Annotated in this window: 18 protein-coding genes; 4 read left to right on the forward strand and 14 right to left on the reverse strand. The window is 59.8% G+C overall.

Annotated features, from left to right (window positions below):
- The first annotated feature begins 162 nt into the window (after window positions 1-162).
- Window positions 163-681, forward strand: a complete 519-nt coding sequence (locus DDE77_RS11775) for an RDD family protein (protein ID WP_157959801.1) — start codon at window positions 163-165, stop codon at window positions 679-681.
- A 59-nt stretch (window positions 682-740) separates the two neighbouring features.
- Complete coding sequence (locus tag DDE77_RS11780; RefSeq protein WP_108397661.1) at window positions 741-1,469, forward strand: arginyltransferase; 729 nt, start codon at window positions 741-743, stop codon at window positions 1,467-1,469.
- Window positions 1,470-1,478: 9 nt separating this feature from the next.
- On the opposite strand, the gene DDE77_RS11785 is transcribed toward DDE77_RS11780, so the two are convergent.
- The 12 genes from DDE77_RS11785 to dapA all read right to left on the reverse strand — a co-directional run bounded on the left by DDE77_RS11785 (window position 1,479) and on the right by dapA (window position 13,461).
- Entirely contained in the window at window positions 1,479-1,787 is a 309-nt protein-coding gene (locus DDE77_RS11785) for a Dabb family protein (protein WP_108397662.1), read from the reverse strand.
- Window positions 1,784-4,054: a DNA topoisomerase IV subunit A gene (parC, locus tag DDE77_RS11790; RefSeq protein WP_108397663.1), complete on the reverse strand. Its 2,271-nt coding sequence runs from the start codon at window positions 4,052-4,054 to the stop codon at window positions 1,784-1,786. The genes DDE77_RS11785 and parC overlap by 4 nt, the downstream gene beginning before the upstream one ends.
- Before the next feature lie 795 nt (window positions 4,055-4,849).
- Window positions 4,850-5,560, reverse strand: a complete 711-nt coding sequence (gene recO / locus DDE77_RS11795) for a DNA repair protein RecO (protein ID WP_108397664.1) — start codon at window positions 5,558-5,560, stop codon at window positions 4,850-4,852.
- Window positions 5,561-5,713: 153 nt separating this feature from the next.
- Window positions 5,714-6,637, reverse strand: a complete 924-nt coding sequence (gene era, locus DDE77_RS11800; protein WP_108397665.1) for a GTPase Era — start codon at window positions 6,635-6,637, stop codon at window positions 5,714-5,716.
- Complete coding sequence (gene rnc, locus DDE77_RS11805; protein WP_108397666.1) at window positions 6,634-7,341, reverse strand: ribonuclease III; 708 nt, start codon at window positions 7,339-7,341, stop codon at window positions 6,634-6,636. Before rnc ends, era begins: the two co-directional genes overlap by 4 nt.
- Complete coding sequence (lepB, locus tag DDE77_RS11810; RefSeq protein WP_245895204.1) at window positions 7,338-8,132, reverse strand: signal peptidase I; 795 nt, start codon at window positions 8,130-8,132, stop codon at window positions 7,338-7,340. Before lepB ends, rnc begins: the two co-directional genes overlap by 4 nt.
- A 29-nt stretch (window positions 8,133-8,161) precedes the next feature.
- Window positions 8,162-8,581: a holo-ACP synthase gene (acpS, locus tag DDE77_RS11815; RefSeq protein WP_108397667.1), complete on the reverse strand. Its 420-nt coding sequence runs from the start codon at window positions 8,579-8,581 to the stop codon at window positions 8,162-8,164.
- Entirely contained in the window at window positions 8,578-9,171 is a 594-nt protein-coding gene (pyrE, locus tag DDE77_RS11820; RefSeq protein WP_108397668.1) for an orotate phosphoribosyltransferase, read from the reverse strand. The genes acpS and pyrE overlap by 4 nt, the downstream gene beginning before the upstream one ends.
- Window positions 9,158-11,446 (reverse strand): RelA/SpoT family protein, encoded by a 2,289-nt coding sequence (locus DDE77_RS11825; protein ID WP_108397669.1) that lies wholly within the window; start codon window positions 11,444-11,446, stop codon window positions 9,158-9,160. Before DDE77_RS11825 ends, pyrE begins: the two co-directional genes overlap by 14 nt.
- A gap of 184 nt (window positions 11,447-11,630) precedes the next feature.
- Window positions 11,631-11,999, reverse strand: coding sequence for a DNA-directed RNA polymerase subunit omega (gene rpoZ / locus DDE77_RS11830; protein ID WP_108397670.1), 369 nt, complete (start codon window positions 11,997-11,999; stop codon window positions 11,631-11,633).
- Window positions 12,000-12,082: 83 nt separating this feature from the next.
- Window positions 12,083-12,580, reverse strand: coding sequence for an SsrA-binding protein SmpB (smpB, locus tag DDE77_RS11835; protein WP_108397671.1), 498 nt, complete (start codon window positions 12,578-12,580; stop codon window positions 12,083-12,085).
- A 5-nt stretch (window positions 12,581-12,585) separates the two neighbouring features.
- A complete protein-coding gene (gene dapA, locus DDE77_RS11840; protein ID WP_108397672.1) occupies window positions 12,586-13,461 on the reverse strand; it encodes a 4-hydroxy-tetrahydrodipicolinate synthase in 876 nt (291 codons plus the stop codon).
- Window positions 13,462-13,714: 253 nt separating this feature from the next.
- Between dapA and DDE77_RS11845 the strand changes: the two genes are divergently transcribed.
- On the forward strand, window positions 13,715-15,907 hold the full coding sequence (locus tag DDE77_RS11845; RefSeq protein ID WP_157959802.1) for a lytic transglycosylase domain-containing protein: 2,193 nt from the start codon (window positions 13,715-13,717) through the stop codon (window positions 15,905-15,907).
- A 39-nt stretch (window positions 15,908-15,946) separates the two neighbouring features.
- Window positions 15,947-16,876 carry an alpha/beta fold hydrolase gene (locus DDE77_RS11850; RefSeq protein WP_108397674.1) on the forward strand — a complete coding sequence of 310 codons (930 nt, stop codon included), beginning with the start codon at window positions 15,947-15,949 and terminating at the stop codon, window positions 16,874-16,876.
- Window positions 16,877-16,887: 11 nt separating this feature from the next.
- On the opposite strand, the gene DDE77_RS11855 is transcribed toward DDE77_RS11850, so the two are convergent.
- Both DDE77_RS11855 and DDE77_RS11860 read right to left on the reverse strand, forming a co-directional pair.
- Entirely contained in the window at window positions 16,888-18,549 is a 1,662-nt protein-coding gene (locus DDE77_RS11855; RefSeq protein ID WP_108397675.1) for an OmpA family protein, read from the reverse strand.
- Between the two features lie 172 nt (window positions 18,550-18,721).
- Complete coding sequence (locus DDE77_RS11860; RefSeq protein WP_108397676.1) at window positions 18,722-20,125, reverse strand: porin family protein; 1,404 nt, start codon at window positions 20,123-20,125, stop codon at window positions 18,722-18,724.
- Window positions 20,126-20,375 lie beyond the last annotated feature (250 nt).

The raw sequence follows: 20,375 nt of genomic DNA on the forward strand, positions 1-20,375 counted from the left end.
GGAAAGATTGTATGTCACTCATGGTGGCGCCATGTGCATAGGATTTCGCCTAGTCGTCAATAGGAGTTGCGGTTCCTCCGCATCTAAAAGCTTAGGATGGATGGGGAGAAATTGCATTGGCCGGGTCTTGCACCGAGCGCAAAGGATGACAATCTGTTTCGTATGAACCAGACCCAACTCGACCGCCCTCGCCTGCCTGATCCGGAAAGCTCGCCCGAGTTGTTCGATAGCCTGCTGACGCGGCGGTCAATCGCTTTTGTGATTGACCTGGTCGTTATCGGCGCCTTGATCCTAGGCTTTAGCATTCTTGGCGCTATTGCGGGCTTTTTCACCTTGGGCCTTGCATGGCTCGGTCTGTTTATTGTGGTTCCGGCCAGTGTTGTCTTTTACTATTGCGTTACCCTGGGGTCTGCTGCGCGCGCGACCTTGGGCATGCGCATGATGGATATTGTTTTGACACCCGCACGCGGACAGCCGCTTGATGGCTGGATGGCGCTGATCCATGCGGGGCTGTTCTGGGTCACGGCATGGATCTCGCTGCCATTGTCGCTCCTGTTCGTGCTGTTCACGCCGCGGCGGCAGATGCTGCATGATCTTGTAACGGGTACGCTGATGGTGCGGCGCTCGCCCATGGTGCGGCACTGGCGGGCGCAGAACCTGCGGACCCGTGGCGCTTTTTGACCAATTGCCGCCCGTGTCCCTTGGGGGTACATTGGGTTAATTGTAGCTAAGGGTTGGGGATGACCGACCAGACGCCTGAAACAACGCAGCTGTTTTTGACCGCAGCCATGCCGTGCCCCTATTTGCCGGGCAAGCAGGAGCGAAAGCTGTTTACGCACCTTACCGGTCGGCGTGCCGCGAACCTGCATCATCTGCTGAGCGAGAATGGTTTCAGGCGCAGCCAGAACCTGATTTATCGCCCGGCTTGCGAAGGCTGCAATGCCTGCCAGTCCGTGCGGATCGTGGCGGGGGAATTTGCGCCCTCGGGCCGCTTCCAGCGCGTTGCCAGGAAAAATGAAGACCTGCTGGTTGAAGTGCGCCCGACCGTGGCGACGGGCGAGCAATATGATCTGTTCAAGCGCTATCTGGAGTTTCGCCATGCCGGCGGCGGCATGAACCAGATGAGCTTCGTGGATTATGAATACATGGTCGAGGATACGCCGGTACAGTCCGTGCTGGTGGAATATCGACTGCGCGATGACGCCAACCACAGGCTTGTGGCCGTGGCGCTTACCGACGTCATGCCGGACGGGCTGTCCATGGTGTATTCCTTTTACGATCCAGACCTTGCGCACCGCAGCCTTGGGACTTTCCTTATTCTTGACCACATCGAACAGGTTCGTTCAGCGGCCCTAGAATATGTCTATCTCGGCTACTGGGTAAAAGATTCGCCCAAGATGGCGTACAAAGCTCAGTTCCGGCCGCTGGAAGTGCAAAGAGGTACGCTCGGCTGGTGTCCGCTCGACTAGCGGCGCAGCTCAGATCTTCATGTCAAAGACGATGATGCCTTCGCGGCCGCCTTCGAGGGCTGCGAACAGCTGGCCGCCCGCTTCCTTGTGCCGGGGATCATCGAGGTAGCGATCGCGGGCGGCTTCGTCCGCCAGGTCCATGGTGAACCCGTCATTGAAGCCGTGCGACAGCCCTTCAGGCGAAACATTGGGGCCGAAGTTCGCGGACAAGAGGCCGTCGATCTGACCCACTAATGCGCTGAGGCCAGCATAAATCTCGGCGCGCTCCTCGGCACTGATTTCTGAGCGGAACTTCACAAAGACGCAGTGGCGGATCATCCGATGAACCTGTTGTTGCGGGGGAAACCATTGGGCGGTTGACGGCCGGCCGTGGCCCGGTCGCCGACCCAGTCGGTCAGTTCTTCCATGGGCTTGGTGAAGGTGCGACCCGATGAATCGGTCCAGGTGAGGCCATCAGCGGCATAGAAGGTCTTGAGGTCGGAAATCTTGCCGTCCTTGTAGCGCTGGAGGCGCACGCCCTTGCCGCGGCTCATTTCAGCAAGCTGCGTCAGGGGGAACACGAGGAGCTTGCGATTTTGCCCAATGACGGCTACCCGATCGCCGGCCACTGGCACAAGGAGGCGCGCTTCCTCGGTGGCAGGGACGTTGAGAATCTGCTTGCCTTTGCGGGTGTTGGCGATCATCTCGTCCTCGGCGACGATGAAGCCGTAGCCGGCCGATGACGCAATGATGCGCTTCTGGCCTGGGCGGTAAATAAAGAGATCGACGATATCCTGGCCTTCTTCGATGTCGACCATGATGCGCACCGGCTCGCCCTGCCCGCGGCCGCCAGGCAATTTGTCGCCCGCCAGCGTATAAACCTTGCCGCCCGTGGTCAGCATGAGGAGCTTGTCGGTCGTCTCGCACTTGATGGACAGCTTGAGCCGATCACCTGCCTTGAAGCCCTTTTCGTCGCTGACATCCACGGCATGGCCGCGTGGCGCACGGATCCAGCCTTTTTCGGAAAGGATGACCGTGATTGGCTCGCGCTCGATGAACGCTTCGGTGACTTCGGCGAGGTCGACGGTGGAAACTGTGCCCAGAACCGTCCGGCGCGCGCCAAGGGGGTGTGGCGTGCCATCGGGGTTGGTAAACGGATAAGCCTTCTTGAGCGCCTCGACTTCCTTGCTGATGGAGCGCCATTGCCGCTTGTCGGAGGCCAGCAGGGTCTGCAACTCGCCCTGCTCCTTAGTCAATTCCGCATGCTCCTTACGCAACTCAATTTCCTCGAGCTTGCGCAGGGACCGCAGGCGCATGTTGAGGATGGCTTCGGCCTGTACATCGGTGAGTTCAAAGGTCGCCATGAGCGAGGCCTTGGCATCGTCCTCTTCGCGGATGATGCGGATCACCTCATCAAGATTGAGATAGGCGATAATGTAGCCGGCGAGCACTTCCAGGCGGTGCGCGATTTGGTCGAGCCGGTGCTCGGAGCGGCGCACCAGCACTTCCTTGCGGTGCTCGAGCCACGCTTTCAGTGCCTGGGGCAGGCTCATCACTTTGGGGACGGCACCCTTGTCAAGCACGTTGAGGTTGAGCGGGAAGCGGGTTTCAAGGTCGGTAACCTTGAACAACTGTTCCATCAGGATTGCCGCGTCGACGGTGCGAGCCCGCGGCTCGAGGACGAGGCGGATGTCGTCCGAGCTTTCGTCGCGGACATCCTTGAGGAGCGGCAGCTTCTTGGCGAGCAGCAGTTCAGCGATCTTTTCGACAAGCCGTGACTTCTGGATGCCATAGGGAATTTCAGTGACGACGATGAGGTAAACGCCGCGGCCGGTTTCCTCCACCTCCCATTTGGAGCGCAAACGGAAGGAGCCACGGCCAGTCGCATAGGAATGGGCGATGGATTCAGGCGATTCCACCATGATGCCGCCTGTGGGGAAGTCAGGACCTTTCACGAACTGAGTCAAATCCTTGGCGGAAGCATCTGGATTTACATTGATAAGGTGCAATGCGGCGTCGCAAAGCTCAGCCACGTTATGGGGCGGAATGGAGGTCGCCATGCCAACCGCGATGCCGGTGGAACCATTGGCTAGAAGATTTGGAAAGTTGGACGGCAGAACGACGGGCTCTTCGTCTTCACCGTCATAGGTCGGTTTGAAGTCGATGGCATTCTCGTTCATGCCTTCAAGAAGGCGAACGGCCACATCGGTCATGCGAGACTCGGTGTAACGCATGGCGGCGGCGCCATCGCCGTCGATGTTGCCGAAGTTCCCCTGCCCATCGACCAAGGGGTAGCGGAGGGCAAAATCCTGTGCGAGACGCACGAGGGCATCATAGATGGATTGGTCGCCGTGGGGGTGGAACTTACCGATCACGTCGCCGACGATGCGGGCGGACTTCTTGTAGCCCTGGCCAGGGTCTAGCCGAAGGAGGCGCATGGCGTGGATTATGCGGCGATGGACAGGCTTGAGGCCATCGCGGGCATCGGGCAGAGCGCGCTGGGTGATGGTGGAGAGCGCATAGCTCAGATACCGCTCCTCAAGCGCCTGCTTGAGGTCGACAACACGCTGGTCATCGGCAGGCGGAAGGGAGTCGATTTCTGACATGGGATCAGCAACCTCAGGGAGAACGAATCAGGAAACCAATATAGCCATAAGCTTGGTTTGTGCAGGTTAATGCTTGCCAAACACGCGGTTTTGCACGGGTTTAGACGTGCGGAAGCGCCGCCCCGGGTGCGGTGATCAACAGCGTGCGAGTGGCGAGGCCCTGCCTCGGAGTAGTTTAGTGTGTGTGAGACAGAGCCTCGCCACTTGCGATGGGATTTTCCGGCGCGCGCGACTCTGGTCCCTGAGCCTCCCAGAGGCATTGGTGACACTTCCGCTTGCCTACGGGGATCACGAACATCCCCGCCCCATCTGCCCCTTCACAAGCCGGTTCGCGCGACCCGCTGGTTAGTGAAGGCAGTGAGGGGAGATTAGCGCAAGGCGGATGGTGGGGGGAGAACGGGAAGTAACGGGAGAGATTTGCGTGTGGGGAGAGGACCCCCACCTAGCCTCCCCTTGGGAGGGGGAGGGACTTCAGTTCAGTGGATTAGCCACACGCGCGATGTCATCCCGGGCTCGACCCGGGATCCATCCTGAGACGGTTAGGTGGTGGCGACCGTTCAACCCACCTTGCGGCTGGGGTGGGATCTTGAGATGGGCCCCGGGTCGAGTCCGGGGTGACATCGTGGGTGGGGTGGAATGGTGCCACACCTCCGATCGTCATCCTCGGGCTTGACCCGAGGAGACTGCACTTGCGGAGCAATGGTTGAGTACAGGGCCCTCGGGTCGAGCCCGAGGGTGACCTCTGAGTTGCAGGACTGACTCAACATCAGCTGAGTGGGCCCAAACCACTGGCCTTCATAACACCTCCCGCCCGAGAATCTCCGCCAGCAAATCCCGTGTCGGCGGTGCAGTGATATTGCGGGGGCCCCAGATTTGGGTCTGGAGGAAATGGCCGGTGAGGCGGAGGGCGTCGGTGATGTCGTGAGGGCCGGCATTGCCGCGGCTGGTAAGGAAGCTGGGGAGCGGCAGGAGGCGGTCGAGATAGGGGGCAGCGGCAGTGCGGGAGACGGCACGGCCGGTACGGGGGGAGACGTGGGTGAGGTCTCCGGTTTCGCCGGTGACGGCGCACGCGGTGAGGTCGAGTCCGTAGCCGAGGTCGTCGAGCACCGCGAGTTCGAAGCGGGCGAGTTCTGCGCCGTCGGGGGGATTGTCGATGAGGCGGAGGGCCATGCCAAGGAGGCGGTCGTACGGATCGCGCTCTGGAAGGAGGCGCAGATGTTCGCAAACGAGTTGGCTGAGATAAAGTTGGGTGCGATCATCGATCAGGCGGGCGGCGCGGGTCTGGAGCAGGTCGACTGTGAACAGGCCAAGCTGGTCTTCAAGGCGGGCGCGCCAGGTGAGCTGGAGGGAGTTGCCGGGCTGAAGAGCCGCGGCCAGGCGCCTTGTGCGGCCGCCGCGAACAAGGCCAAGATGGCGGCCGCGGCCCACGACCATGGCTTCAGCGATGATGCTGGTTTCCCCGTGACGGCGCACGCCGATCAGCAGGCCTTCTCCGGTCCATTCCATTAGAGGGCTACGCGAGGGAAGCGAGGTACCCCCCTCCTGGCCTCCCCCGCTAGGGGGGAGGTGGACGCAGCGCGTATAAACAGATGGTGCCACATGGACGGTGTCACCCTCCCCCTTGCGAAGAGGGCCAGGACGGGGGTCTCTAGCGGCTCATCAGCCCTTCCCATGTGGGAATTCCAGGCCCATTTCGCGATAGCGTTCCGGGTCTTCGCTCCACTTCTCGCGGACCTTGACGAAGAGAAAGAGGTGGATCGGCACCTCGTACATTTCCATCAATTCCTTGCGCGCTTCGGCGCCGATGGCCTTGATGGTCTGCCCGCCGGCGCCCAGCACGATCTTCTTGTGGCTCTCGCGCGAGAGGTAAATCACCTGGTCGATCTTGTAGGAGCCGTCCTTCTGGATTTTGAAGCTCTCAGTTTCCACCGTGGAATTGTAGGGGATTTCGTCGTGGACGCGCAGGAACAGCTTTTCGCGCGTGACCTCGGCCGCGGTGATTGCCATGGTGAGGTCAGTAAGATGGTCCTCGGGGAAGTGCCAGGGGCCAGGCGAAATGTGCTTGACGCACCAGTCGATGAAATCCTGCACGCCATAGCCCTTGAGGGCCGAGATCATGAAGGTTGCCTCGAAGCGCAGCTTCTCGTTGAGCGTCTTGCTAAGCTCCAGCAAGGCCTCGTTCTTGATGGTGTCGATCTTGTTGAGGATCAGTATCTTCGGGTGGTTGATGTTCGAAAGCCCCTCAAGAAGGGATTCAAGATCTGGAGTTATCCCCCTTTCGGCATCAACGATAAAGGCAACGAGATCGGCGTCCCCTGCCCCGCCCCACGCGCTTTCGACCATGGCGCGATCGAGCCGGCGCTTGGGCGCAAAAATGCCGGGGGTGTCGATAAACACCAGTTGCGCCTTGTCGAGCGTAACCACTCCGCGCACCTGACTACGGGTGGTCTGCGCCTTGTGGGTAACGATGGACACTTTGGTGCCGACCAGTGAGTTGAGCAGGGTCGACTTGCCGGCATTGGGCGCGCCTACAAGGGCGATGAAGCCGCATGAAGTATCGGTTGGTTCAAGGCTCATGCTCATGGCGTTTCCTTCCAGACCTGCTGCTTGATAAGGAAGAGTTCAGCGGCCTTGTGTTCGGCGATTTTCTTGGACGGACCTATGGCACTGAGCTTTTCGAAATTGCCGACGCTGACGGCGATGGTGAATTCGGGGGCATGATCGGGTCCGGTGCGTTCCTCGAGCGAATAGGTCGGCGGCTCGAGGCCACGAGCCTGCGCCCATTCCTGCAGTGTCGTCTTGGCGTCGGCCTTGTTGGCCTGCCCGTCAGCGAGAAATTCCTCGAACATGCGCTCGACGAACTCATAGGCCTTGCCCAAGCCGCCATCCAAATAGATAGCGCCGATGACCGCCTCGGTGACATCGCCCAGAATGGCTTCCTTTTGCGCGCCGCCGGTGCGGGCTTCGCTTTCACCAAGATTCAACTCACGCCCTAGATCGAGCGTGCGGGCGATGATGGCGCAGGTTTCCTTGCGCACCAGCGTGTTGAGCGTGCGGCTGAGCTCGCCTTCATTGGCCTTGGGATAGCGGCGATACAGCATATCCGCCACAACAAGGCCGAGCACCCGGTCGCCCAGAAACTCCAGCCGCTGGTAGGAGTTCTCGATGCGCTTGCTGGGCGAAACGGCGCTGGAGTGGGTCAGCGCGCGATCCAGCAGGTCCGGATCGGCAAAGCGATAGCCAAGGCGAAACTGCAGTTTTTCGTGGTTGCGCGGCGAGCGGCTCATCGATCAATGGTCTGGAACATGCGATCCCAGCGGACATTAGCCGGCCACTGCCAGATCTGCCACGGTGGGATATTGTCCTTGATGGAGAAGAAGCGCGCTTCGGCCTTGGCAATGAGGTTGATGGCGGGGACATAGCCCACCTGGCTCAGCACGCGACTATCGGCCGAACGGTCACGATTGTCGCCCATCATGAAGTAATGACCGGCAGGAACGACATATTCCTGCGTGTTGTCGAGCGGGCCGTTGTCGGAAATTTCCTGGATGGTGTGGACGCTGCCTTCGGGGAAGGTTTCGCGATAGACGGTGACTTCGCGGGTCTGTCCTTCGCTATCAGTGTCCTGCGTCTTGCCGATCTCCTCGCGTTCCACCATCGTGCCGTTGATGTAGAGGCGCCCTTCCCGGACCTGAATGCGATCACCCGGCAGGCCCACCACGCGCTTGATGTATTCAACGTTCTGCGGCACGGGACGGAACACGGCGATGTCGCCGCGATTGGGTTCGCGTCCGAAGATGCGGTTGTCGATCGGCAACTCGAAATCGAGCGCTGTGAAATTGCCGTAGCGACCGAGCGAGAAGGAATGCTTGCCGTAGCCCCAGACGAATTTGTTGGCGACGAAATAGTCGCCAATCATCAGCGTCTGCTGCATGGAAGCCGTCGGGATGGAGAACGGCTGATAAAGGAATGAGCGCAGCACGATCGCGATCAGCAGCGCCTCAACCACGACGACGATGGTTTCCCACCATTCGCTCGCGGCAGATTTTTGCATTGATTTATGGGCGGGCTGGCTCATGGATGTCCCCGGAAAGCGGTGGCGCAGCGTTAAGCGTTTGTCCCGTTTAGGTCAATCGGCAGCGCTTCGATGATGACGAACGCCTGGGCCAGCCCGGCGTCATCGGTGATGGTCAGGTGTATGTGGGCCTCATGGCCGGCCGGTACAAGCCGGGCCAGTGCCACGGCGGCACCATTGGTCAGCTTCATGGTCGGCTTGCCCGAAGGAAGGTTCACCACGCCCATGTCGCGCCAGTAAACGCCAAAACTAAGGCCAGTGCCCAAAGCCTTGGAACAAGCCTCCTTGGCGGCGAAGCGCTTGGCGTAGGACGCGGCCCGTTGCGCGCGCCGATCGGACTTGCGCTGCTCGATTTCGGTGAAGCAGCGTTGGGTGAACCGGTCGCCAAACCGTTCGAGGGTGTGCGCCACCCGGTCGATCTGGATGAGGTCGGAGCCCAGGCCGATAATCACTTGACCCCCTGGATGCCGCGGCTGCCCGGCTTGACTGGAGGAATGGCGGCGAGTTCGGGTGGAAGCTGGTCGGCGGGATAGGCCGGCACCTTGTATTGGATAAGGCTGACGAGCGGCACGCCGACGTCGGCTTCCCCGCCTGAGCGATCGATCAGGCAGGCGGCGGCAACGACATTGGCGCCGATGCCGCGCAGGGCTTCCACGCATTCGCGGATGGAAAGGCCGGTGGAGACGATGTCTTCAACGACGATCACCTTGTCGTCGGAAGCGATCTCAAAGCCGCGGCGGAGTTCGAACTTGCCATCCACGCGCTCGGTATAAAGGGCTGGCAGGCCCAGCTGGCGAGCTGTTTCATAGCCAGGGATGATGCCGCCGATCGCGGGGGACACAACCTTGGTAACGTTACCAAACCCTTCGGCGCGTACCTTGTCGGCCAGGGCGCGGCAGAGCTTTTCGGTCTGCGCTGCGTATTGGAAGACGTTGGCCTTCTGCAGGAACACGGGCGAGCGCAGGCCGGATGACAGAATGAAATGGCCCTCGAGCATTGCGCCGCATTCGCGGAAAATGGCCAGCACTTCATCTTTCGTCATCAATAAATCTCCTGTCGACCTGGCCGTCCCATTCCAGCGTCGAAATCATGGACGCCTCGCGGATGCCGGCGCGTTGAACGGCAGACAGGCCGGGACTGCGCTTGAGCGTTGCCAGAACATCGGTCAGTTGCGCAAGGTCGCGCACCTCGATTTCAAAGATCATCTGGTGAAAGTCGGGTGAAATCATCCGCATCACCAGATTATTGATGTTGGCGTCGCATGCGGCGATGGCCGAGGATATTTGCGCGAGCGATCCCGGCTTATTGACGCTCTCCATGGTGATGACGGTGGCATAGAGCTTTTCATCGCCATGCTTGATGTTCCAGCGCACGTCGACCCAAGCCACGTCGCTGTCGTGCATCTCCGTCAGGGCATCGGAGTGGATAGGGTAAACCACCATGGGGGTGTCTGGCTGCAATATGCCGACGAGCCGGTCACCGGGCACGACGCCTTCGGGAGACATGGTCACCGGCATGTGGAAGTCGAGCTGGGCCAGGGCGGAGGTTGCGCGCGGGCCCGATTTTTGCCCGCCGGGGACGCGGAAGCGGAAAATATCGGTGGCGCGCAGGGCGAACCAGCCATCGGCGGTGTCAGCGACGGGCAGATCGAGCTTGCGGCGGCGCTTGCGCAGGCCTTTTACCTTGGCGAGTTCCTCGCCAAGCGGCTCGGCACCGACCTTGCCCTCGCCCACAGCGATCAGCAACTCGCGCCTGCCGGGAAAGCTCAAGGCTTCGGCGAGCGCCTTGGCTTCGCTCTCATCCAGCATGACGCCTTCGCGCTCCAGCATCATGTTGAGCACGTTTTCGCCCAGGGCGAGCGCACGCTGGAGCGCGGCATGGCGCACCGAGCGGCGGATAGCGGCGCGGGCCTTGCCCGTTGCGGCAATGCCCAGCCAGTTCATCGGCGGCACATGATTGTGGTCGCGGATGATCTCCACTTCGTCGCCCGAGCGGAGCTGGGTGACGAGCGGCAGGATGGAGCCGTTTATCTTGGCACCGACGCAGGTGTCGCCAATGTCGGTGTGGAGGGCGTAGGCGAAATCAATTGGCGTCGCGCCACGGGGCAGCGCGATCAGTCGGCCTCGCGGGGTGAAGCAGAACACCTGATCCTGAAAAAGTTCAAGCTTGGTATATTCCAGGAAATCTTCGGTGGTGGAATTGCCGGTGGTGAGATGCGCGATCGTGGAGCGCAGGGAGCCGTAAGCCTGCGATTCGTTCTCGATGCGGGTGAGATCGGCGGATGCACCGTCCTTGTAGAGCGCATGGGCGGCAATGCCGAATTCAGCGACGCGGTCCATTTCTTCGGTACGGATCTGCAGTTCAGCGCGCTGGCGGCCCGGCCCCACAATGGTGGTGTGGATGGACTGATAATCATTGTGCTTGGGGACTGAAATATAATCCTTGAAGCGCCCAGGCACGACCTTCCACTTGGTGTGGACCACGCCAACCGTGTGGTAGCATTCATCGACGGAGCCGACGATGACACGAAAGCCGATCATGTCGGAGAGTTGCTCGAGCGCGATCGACTTGCGCTCGATCTTGCTGAAGATCGAATAAGGTGATTTCACCCGCGCCTTGACGCGCGCCGATATGCCGGCGGCGGCCAGGCGCTCGGTCAGTTCGGTTGAAATGGTTGAAATGGTTTCGCGATACGCCTCCTGCATCTCGTTGAGGCGGGTGACGATGGCGTTGTAGTGCTCGGGCTGCAGGATGCGGAAGGAAATATCCTCGAGCTCGTTGCGCATATCTTGCATGCCCATGCGCCCGGCCAGGGGCGCATAGATGTCCATGGTTTCCTGCGCGATGCGAACGCGCTTTTCCGCGGGCATGTATTGCAGGGTCCGCATGTTGTGCAGGCGGTCAGCGAGCTTGACCAGCAGCACGCGCACATCCTGGCTGATGGCCAGCAGCAGCTTGCGCAGATTTTCTGCCTGCGCTTCTTCGCGCGACACCAGATTTAGCCGCTCGATCTTGGTCAGGCCATCGACGATGGCGCCGATTTCAGCTCCGAACAGTTGATCGATCTCGGCGCGCGTGGCGTCGGTATCCTCGATCGTGTCATGGAGAAGGCCGACGGCGACCGACGCATCGTCAAGCTTCAGTTCCGTCAGGATTGCGGCGACTTCGAGCGGATGGTTGAAGTAAGGGTCGCCGGAGGCGCGCTTTTGCGAGCCATGCTTTTGCATGGCGTAAACATAGGCCTTGTTCAACAACTGCTCGTCGACGTTCGGGTTATAGGCCTGAACGCGTTCGACAAGCTCGTACTGACGCATCATTGGATTGGTCGCCGCTCGCTTAGGAAATCAGCTTAGCGCTTTGTATTGATTTGGGAAGGCGTAGATTTGGCCACGTGAAGAACCTCAATCACCCTCCAGGGAGACTAGGTGAAGTCCAGCAAGCTAAACCAAAACACCCCCAGCTTGCGCCGGGGGTGCTGATCAATCAGGCCTTGCGCGCCGATTAGTCGTCGCGGCGCTCTGGCGGGGCCAAGCTTTCGATACCGCGCAGAAGTTCTTCTTCGCTGATGGTATCGAAATTGAGCTGGTCGTCGTCGCCCGAGCTCTCGATGAGCGGCGCGGTGTGGCTTTCGGGCTCGTCGACCTCAACATATTTCTGCAGCGAGTGGATCAGATCCTCGCGCAGATCTTCGGGCGAGATGGCGCCGTCGCCGATTTCGCGCAAGGCAACAACGGGGTTCTTGTCGTTGTCGCGCGGAACAGTGATCTGGGCGCCGGACGAAATCATGCGCGCACGGTGCGCGGCCATGAGGACGAGATCGAAGCGGTTCTCGATCTTTTCGATGCAGTCTTCAACGGTGACGCGTGCCACAGACGTCTCCAAAAATTATGGAATGAAAGGTTACCTTACACGAGGCGTGTGCAGGATACAAGGTTTGCCGAGACTCTGGCGCGTCAGCCGCGCCCGCCCTCTTTCATGATGCGGGACTTGTCGCGGTTCCAGTCGCGGTTGCGCTCGGTTTCGCGCTTGTCATAGTTCTTCTTGCCTTTGCCCAGGCCGATCAGCACCTTTGCCCTGCCCTGGTCATTGAAGAACAGCTTGAGCGGCACGATGGTATTGCCAGCGCGGGAGACTTCCTGATCAAGGCGCGCCAATTGCTTGCGCGAAACCAGAAGCTTGCGAGGCCGCTTTTCTTCATGGTTGAAGCGATTGGCTTGGAGGTATTCAGGAATGTGCGCGTTGATCAGCCAGAGCTCGCCACGCTCGGGAGAGGCATAGGACTCGGTGATCTGCGCCTTGCCGAGCCGGAGGGACTTCACCTCGGTTCCGGTGAGGACAAGGCCGGCTTCAAGGGTTTCGCCGATCTCGTAATCATAGCGCGCGCGGCGGTTCTCAGCCACGACCCCGTGGCTGATCACACCGTTTTTCGATTTGTCGTTCTTGGCTGCCATGGCTCTTATATAAGGCCGGCATGGGCCAGTGCAAAGTCAACGGCTTCTTCTGTCGCCTTGCTGACGGGCACGAGCGGCAACCGCAACTCGTTGGTGCAAAGCCCAAGGCGATGGGCCGCGTATTTCACTGCAGTCGGATTGGGCTCGAGGAAGAGGTTCTTGTGCAAGTGCACGAGCTTGTCCTGGATCGTCAGGGCGCCCTTGAAGTCACCAGCCAGGGAAAGCTCCTGCATTTGGGCGCAAAGCTTGGGCGCGACATTGGAAGTGACTGAAATGCAGCCAGTGCCACCATGAGCATTGAAGCCAAGCGCAGTCATGTCCTCTCCTGATAGCAGGATGAAGTCGGGGCCAAGCTTGGCTCGCTGCAGGCTGGCACGCCCCATGTCGGCCGTCGCATCCTTGACGCCAATGATGTTGCTGTGCGCCTCGTGCAGGCGGGCAATGGTATCGACCGTGAGATCAACGATTGTGCGGCCTGGGACGCTATAAAGAATGACGGGAATGCCGACCGCGCTGGCCACAGCCGAGAAATGCTGGAACAGCCCTTCCTGATTGGGCTTGTTGTAGTAGGGCACGACGGATAGCACCGCATCGGCACCAGCCTTTTCAGCATACTTTGCAAGCGACACAGATTCTGCCGTTGCGTTCGACCCGGCACCCGCAATCACCGGCACACGGCCGTTGGCCACTTCGATGCAGATTTCAATCACACGATGGTGTTCCTCATGGCTCACAGTGGGGCTTTCCCCTGTAGTGCCCACGGGAACCAAGCCATGCGTGCCTTCGGCAATCTGCCAGTCAACAAAGCTCGCGAAGGCTTTCTCATCGACAGCCCCATCACGCATGGGGGTCATGAGTGCCGTTATCGATCCTCGCAGCATTTGTCGCAATGTCCTTGGTTGTTTGCCACAGTTCGGCCGTGGCGGGATGGCATAGGCCGCTTATGAGTGCGGTTTTGAACGAGCGGCACCATAAATACAACTGGCCACCGCGACAACGCTTTGTTGAACGGCGGCAGCCAGCAAGGATCATCCGGCGGCAATCCAATCTTTACCCTAACAAGGTAAAGCTTCGGTTTCTGCAAGGATGGGGGCGCCTTGCTGGAAATGTAGATGTGTACCAGCAGGACGGCAGATGAAGAACAGCTCTCGGGCAGTACTCCTTGCATCGGTTGTGGGTCTGACAGTGATTGCCCCCATCACCTACGCGGCCAAGGAAGTTATCGTTTTGGTTCGCTCCGGCGCTATAGACGGCGCGGCGACCCCGACGCCCGCAACGTCCGAGATCGCGCCCTTCTCCTTTTCCGATGTTGAACCGGTCGACATGGTTCAAACGGCATCCATTCCGGCGGCTCCGGCGCCCCTGGTTGCCAGTGTACGGCCTGTCCCATTGCGTGCTGAGACTTCGCCTCTGAAGAGCGTAGTGTCGGAGGAGGTTGCGCCCAAACCTGTCCAAGCGTCTGCAGAGTTCCTGAAGGCTCTCGAAACGCTGGGTGATGGTGACATCGCGGGGGCACTTGAGCAGGCTTCAGCGCTGAAAAGCGCGGTGGAGCGGCGGACCATTCAATGGGCTGCGATCCACTTCAATGCAGGCAAAGTCGACCATAACACCATCAAGGCGTTCATGGCAGAAGTGCCCGAATTTGCCAGCAGCGATGTTTTCCGGACGCGGCTCGAGCAATCCTTGGTCTGGTCCAATCTTTCGGCTGATGAATTCCTGACGGAATTGGGCGACCAACCTCAAACGATTGAAGGGCAGATCGTGCTCGCCAGGGCTCTTCTTGCCGATGGCGACAAGGCCGCTGCACAGGAACTGGTGCGAAAAATCTGGTCCGAGAACTTCCTCACGCGCAGCCAGGAAAAGCGCGTGCTGGACAGCTTCAGGAGCCTGCTGGACCGTGAAACGCACTGGCAGCGCGCCATGCATTTGATGATGCATGACCGCGCCAAGGGCAGCGAGCGGCTTTTGCCGTTCCTCTCCAAGGCGCAGGCTACGCTGGTCAAGGCGCGAGCTGCGGTTTCGCGCGATGAGGCGGACGCAAAGGCCCAGCTCGACAATGTCGATCCGAGCATGAAGACCAATCCGGTCTATATCTATTCACGCGTGCAGCGCGCGCGGCAATTCGAACTTTGGGAAAGTGCAGCCGAATGGCTGGCCAAGGCGCCGGCGGACGTGCCGGATGCGGCCGAATGGTGGTATGAGCGCCGTTCACTGATTCGCAAATTCATGGATCTCGGCGAGCATCGCCTCGCCTTCGAGGTAGCCGATGGCTATCGGGACGGACCCGAAGCGCGCATGGTGGAAGCCCATTTCCATGCGGGCTGGATCGCCCTCGCCTTTCTGGATGACGCCGAAGCGGCCAAGCGCCACTTCAGCGAGATGACCAAGCATACCACCCTGCCCGACAGCATCAGCCAGGCCAATTATTGGCTCGGGCGTGCCAACAGCAAGCTGGGCGACCTTGAAGGTGCACAGGCTGCGTTCGAGGCTGCCGCCAAGTTTAGCACGGTGTTCTATGGTCAGCTGGCGCTGGCTGAACTGGGTCATCACGGTGTGGATATCCGGCCCGAACCCGATGCGCGGGATCGCATGGCGCTGTTTGAAGGCAATTCCGTAGTTCAGGCCGTGCGCCTGCTGGCGGCAAGCAACAAGAAAAGCATGGCAACGACCCTGCTGCGCCAATACAGCAATGGCCTGCAGCATGGTGGCGAGTTTCTGCTTGCCTCCAAACTGGCGCAGGAATTGGACGCGCCGCAGCTGTCGATTGCAATTGCAGCCACCGCCGAAGGCAATGGCGTTCCGCTTGATAGCCTGGCCTTTCCGCACAACGCTCTGCCCCCAAGCGCAAAACTAGGCACCGAACGGGCTGCTGTTTTCGCTGTAGCGCGTCAGGAATCGATGTTCCAGATCGACGCCGAGTCCCATGTCGGCGCGCGCGGGTTGATGCAGCTTATGCCTGGCACGGCCAAGGAAGTGGCGGAGGCTGTGGGCGTCGACTATTCGCCCGCGCGGCTGGTCAGCGACGCGTCCTATAATGCCCTGCTCGGCTCCACATACCTCGGCAAGCAGCTGGACCGCTATGACGGCTCGCTGGTGTTGGCGGCTGCCGCTTATAATGCAGGCGCTGGCAATGCCAACAAATGGATCAAGGCCTATGGCGATCCCCGTGACAGCGACGTGGATGCGGTGAGCTGGGTGGAGCGCATTCCGTTTCAGGAAACCCGGACCTATGTGAAGCGCGTGCTCGGCAATTACCTGGTTTATCGCGCGCAGATGGGCGATGCTCGCATGACCCTGAAACAGGCGTTGCGCACAATCGACGAATAGTGGTTGAGCGGGGCACGCGCTTCATCCTAGATAGCGCCAATGCCCCGCCCCAGAACTTTTCCCGTCGATCATCCGCCCTTTGCAGCTCTGCCGGTCGCGCCCGTCGCGTTGGCTAGTGGTCAGCGCGCCATGGTGCATGTGAGCGGGGAATGGTCGCGGCAAGCGCTCCCGCTAGTGTGTATCCCTGGCTATCAGCGGAACATGACGGACTTTGCCGATTTCGAGCAATATTTCCGCAGAGCAAGCGGTGGCGACTGGCCGATCGTGCTGGTCGATCTGCCTGGTCGAGGTCGTGCAGATAACCGCGAGAAGGCGGAAGATTATAGCTCCCTGGCGGATGCTCGTGATGTCGCTTCGGTGCTGGCTGCGCTCGGCGTCCCTCAGGCGATCTTTTTTGGCCAGGGACATGGCGGGCAGGTCAGCATGGCGCTGGCTGCCGAGCACCCACTTCTTGTTGCCGGAACGATCCTCCTCGACGCAGGGCCAGTGACCGACTCCCGCTGCATTGTGCGGCTGCGCAATAATGTGGCGCATGTGGAAGCGCTTCGCGGCAGGGCTGTGCTCGCAGGCTTCCGGCGCATCCTGGCTGGCGATTATCCCGAGTTGCCGCCGGGGCAGCTCGATAAACTTATCGGGCGAACGCATTTTATCGACAAGCACGGACGCGCTAAACCGCTTTACGACAAGCGTTTGATCAGCGCGCTCGCAAGCATCAATTTTGATGACGTCCTCGCGCCACAATGGCCGCTGTTCGATGCGCTGCGCTGCGCACCCTTGATGCTGATCCGCACGCAATTGACGGATCAGCTGCGGCGCCAGACTTTCGATGAAATGACCCGCCGCAGGCGCGGCGCTGCGATGCTGACGATTGAGGGACAAGGATCCCCTGCCCTGTTGAACAAGGCTGCCGAAGTCGAAGCAATTGCAGGCTTCGTCCGTGCGACCAGCAAGCGGCGATTCGCGGCCTAATTGGCAGGCTCTCAAAGCTCCGAAGCAATCTTGACGACGATCCGGCGGTTTAAAGCCTTTCCTTCCGGTGTCGTATTGTCGGCGATCGGATTGCTCTCACCATATCCCAGGGCATAAAGCCGTTCCGGCGCTACGCCGCGCTCAATGAGGGCGTTCACCACGGCCTCGGCTCGCGCAACGGACAAGGCAAGATTGAGCTGCTCGTCGCCATCGGCGTCGGTATGGCCTTCGACGTGAATGGCAGTAGCGGGACAGGCACCAAGATCAGCTGCTAGTTCATCCAAGGCAGGCGCTGAGTCTGGCGTGATCTGAGCGGCTCCAGAACGGAACAGGATGGCGTTACGCGCCGAAAATTCAGCGAGCGGCGCTTCGCAGGCGGCCAAACCTTCATTGTTCATCGGCGTTGGTGCTTCTACAGCAATTTGCTGCATTGGATCAGGCACGGCAATTAGGGCAATGTCCGTCTTCCATATTTTTTGCCTGCCTGACGCATCTAATGCATCTAGGACAGCCTCGCGCGACGGAGCGTCTCGCGCAGTCCCTGAAAGCGACCAAGTGCCTTGGGCAAAGGTCAAAGAACCTTCATCTAGCAGCATCAGCGCGCGCACACCTGCTTCTGCCTGCATGACGAAGTCGGCGGGAGCGCCACCGCTTATACTCACGGCATCAATATTGCCGCCGCTTATGGCCGCGAAAAAGCGAAGGGCGGGTTCGGCGGGAACCTGGCCACTAAAAATCATTGAGTCATCACCGGCCTTTGTAGCAGAAAATGCATATTCCGGATTAACAGCGGTGGGCTCGCTAAGTGGGGTATCGGCAGGCGCCGCCACCGCCAGTGACCATCCGGACGCGGCGAGTTGCTGCCGTTCGAAGTCCCTTTCAATGGCCGCTTTGTCGGCTCGGCTACTTGCGGTTCCAGACAGAACCCAAGCCTTACCATCAAAACTGACTTGTCCCTCCTCCAGTTCTTTCAGAAGGCTTATGCCGGTCCTGGCGGATGACGAAAACGCGTCGGGCTGGCCGGAGGCGAAACGGAACTGCGCCTTTGCAGTGGGACCAGCCGATGCGAGCAGGATCTTCTCGAGCGCGGGATCCGGCACCATGCCGCTGAGGATCACAGCTCCATCTGCGCTTTTTTGTGCCCGCCACTCGTAAGTGTCCGCAGCTGGCGCAAGAACTTCGAAGCTTGCGAGAACGAAACCGGAAGGCATGTCAGCGGCAACAGCTTTCGTTACTGCAACGAAATCATCCTCGCTGCTGGCCACGCCATTCACGGTGATAGCATTCTCGCGCAAGGCGAACCGGCCTTCGGCAAGCCGATCCAGAATGGCGAGGCCAAAGTCCAACGCCTCTGCATAATTATCAGGCGCTCCGCTTCCGAGCCGCATCCATTGCGTATCTACGTTTGAACGAGCTGCCAGTTCTGTTCTGAGGTTTTCGTCCGGCACATAGCCGTCAAAGATTGTAGCGCCGGCGGCTTGACGCGTCGCGGTGACCCAGTAATCCGCTACTTTGGGCAGTGGCAGTTCGGTGATCGAACCGGCCGAACGATCCTGAACTTGCTTCGTTTGGGCAAGACTCAAAGCAGGGTTCAATACGAGGAAACAGGAAAAGCATAGCGCCGGGATAAAGGATGTTCTTGCCGTCGTAACGTTCAGTTTCTTCGTAGTCATTTTTGTCCCGTTTGATGCCGCCGGGGAACACTAAAGAAGTTTGGCGCTGAACGGAAACGTTGCTGCGGCACGAAACTGGCTTTCCCGTGCAATATTTCCTTTGGAACAAGCGCCCAGAATAGCAAAAGGCCCGGCTTGCGCCGGGCCTTTCGTATGGGTCTTCGATCTAAGCTTATTCGAAGGTCTTGGCTGCCTTGAAGGTGACCTTGTAGGCTTCAGTGCTGTTGACTTCGCCACGAACGGACGAGGTGAAACCACCGCCAGGAGCCCAAGCCAGTTCGGCTGCACCGTAGATGATTTCTTCATCGACAGGAACGCCGCCCGAGCCTTCAACGGTGAAGTGGTCACCGAGGTAGGCACCGATTTCACCAGTTGCCTTGATGGTTTCGGTCAGAGCCGCAACGACCTGAACAGCCACCTGGGTGGTGTCGAAATCATTGAGGTCGTCGTGGAAATAACGAGCGGCCAAGTTGATGCTGACACCTTCGGTGACGCCAACGCCAACCGAGCCGCCGAAGCCATAGTCTGTCCAGTCAGCACCGAAATCGGTGTCGACGTCCGCAAACTCACCCGACAGGGCGAGCTTGAACAGGTCGAACGTGCCTTCCACAGAGAGCAAGCCGTTCAGCACGTTGCCAGCGCCCTGGCCCTTGATGCTGCTGCCGAACTTGTAGTTGTCCAGATAAGCGACTGCGCCGCGAACCTTGAACGCATCGAAGGTGCCGGTTGCGCCAGCATGGATCGCCCACGACTCCACGTCGCCGTCCAGGATGCCGAAAGCCAGACCGGTGACGTGAGCGGTGATGTTTTCGCCAGCATAGCCAACAACACCAACCAGGGTGCCGTGCTGCCAAGCAGGAGGAACTTCGCCACGAAGCAGGTCGCTATCGCCATTCAGGTCTTCGAGACCAAGACCGACATTGACGCCGTTGCCGAGGTCGGAAACGACCTGGATCGAGTGACCGCCGAGACGATCGTCATCACCGTCAACGCCAACGCCCTTGCCGTCGATGCCGTCGGAGGTGAAGAGGCCGAGAACGTTGAAGGGCGAGTCATCGCCGAGGTTAGCGATCGAGCCCTTCTTACCGGCCATGATTACGGTGGTGTCACCGATCGAGACATAAGCCTCGTCGATGAAGAGACCGTCTGGCTCGCCGTCGGAGTCGAAGTCGAACGGATCGACGTCGTCTTCCTGCGTACGGGTGAAGTCAACTTCCTTGATCTTGATCACGGCCTTGGCAGCGCCGAAATCGCTCGAAGCGGTGCCGACGAACTGCAGCCATGCTTCAACCTTGGAAGTCCAGTCACCGACGTCATCGCCGTACGAGGTACGACGGGTGCTGTCGAAGGTGCGAGCAACGTCGGCTTCAGGAGCGCGGTAGTCGCCCCAGTTGAATTCGTAGGAGACGCCGCCCGAGATCTGCAGGCAGTTGGTGTCGGACGAGATCGTCAGACCCGACAGACCCAGCTCGTCGCAAACGTCGAGCGAGGTGAGAACGCCCAGATCAGCAGCGAAGCCAGCGGTCGAGAGACCGGCAGCAGCAACAGAACCGAGGATAAGGCTCTTGAGTTTCATTGGTTGACCTCCAAAGTCAGTCATTCTTAGTGCCGGTTACCCAGCGGTTTGCCGTAACGCGACCACACTATTCGTGGTGCAGTGTGTTGCCGTCGCGTTGCGACCGGCAAACGATCCCATGCATGGATTCGCAAGACCCACTCTACGCATGGCGGGGAACTACGCAATCGTGCAAAAGCCCTTTTGGCCCCGCCACAATCTGGTTGCACTTGTGTTGTTGCAGATTCAGCACACCAGCGGAAAGGACCTG

The sequence above is a fragment of the Devosia submarina genome (assembly GCF_003056345.1).
Lineage (GTDB): Bacteria > Pseudomonadota > Alphaproteobacteria > Rhizobiales > Devosiaceae > Devosia > Devosia submarina.

Bases quoted from the DNA above. Each gene is read 5' to 3' on its own strand.
- DDE77_RS11775 (WP_157959801.1), top strand. From the start codon at position 163: ATGAACCAGACCCAACTCGACCGCCCTCGCCTGCCTGATCCGGAAAGC.
- DDE77_RS11780 (WP_108397661.1), top strand. From the start codon at position 741: ATGACCGACCAGACGCCTGAAACAACGCAGCTGTTTTTGACCGCAGCC.
- DDE77_RS11785 (WP_108397662.1), bottom strand. From the start codon at position 1,787: ATGATCCGCCACTGCGTCTTTGTGAAGTTCCGCTCAGAAATCAGTGCC.
- parC (WP_108397663.1), bottom strand. From the start codon at position 4,054: ATGTCAGAAATCGACTCCCTTCCGCCTGCCGATGACCAGCGTGTTGTC.
- recO (WP_108397664.1), bottom strand. From the start codon at position 5,560: ATGGAATGGACCGGAGAAGGCCTGCTGATCGGCGTGCGCCGTCACGGG.
- era (WP_108397665.1), bottom strand. From the start codon at position 6,637: ATGAGCATGAGCCTTGAACCAACCGATACTTCATGCGGCTTCATCGCC.
- rnc (WP_108397666.1), bottom strand. From the start codon at position 7,341: ATGAGCCGCTCGCCGCGCAACCACGAAAAACTGCAGTTTCGCCTTGGC.
- lepB (WP_245895204.1), bottom strand. From the start codon at position 8,132: ATGAGCCAGCCCGCCCATAAATCAATGCAAAAATCTGCCGCGAGCGAA.
- pyrE (WP_108397668.1), bottom strand. From the start codon at position 9,171: ATGACGAAAGATGAAGTGCTGGCCATTTTCCGCGAATGCGGCGCAATG.
- DDE77_RS11825 (WP_108397669.1), bottom strand. From the start codon at position 11,446: ATGATGCGTCAGTACGAGCTTGTCGAACGCGTTCAGGCCTATAACCCG.
- smpB (WP_108397671.1), bottom strand. From the start codon at position 12,580: ATGGCAGCCAAGAACGACAAATCGAAAAACGGTGTGATCAGCCACGGG.
- dapA (WP_108397672.1), bottom strand. From the start codon at position 13,461: ATGCTGCGAGGATCGATAACGGCACTCATGACCCCCATGCGTGATGGG.
- DDE77_RS11845 (WP_157959802.1), top strand. From the start codon at position 13,715: ATGAAGAACAGCTCTCGGGCAGTACTCCTTGCATCGGTTGTGGGTCTG.
- DDE77_RS11850 (WP_108397674.1), top strand. From the start codon at position 15,947: ATGCCCCGCCCCAGAACTTTTCCCGTCGATCATCCGCCCTTTGCAGCT.
- DDE77_RS11855 (WP_108397675.1), bottom strand. From the start codon at position 18,549: ATGACTACGAAGAAACTGAACGTTACGACGGCAAGAACATCCTTTATC.
- DDE77_RS11860 (WP_108397676.1), bottom strand. From the start codon at position 20,125: ATGAAACTCAAGAGCCTTATCCTCGGTTCTGTTGCTGCTGCCGGTCTC.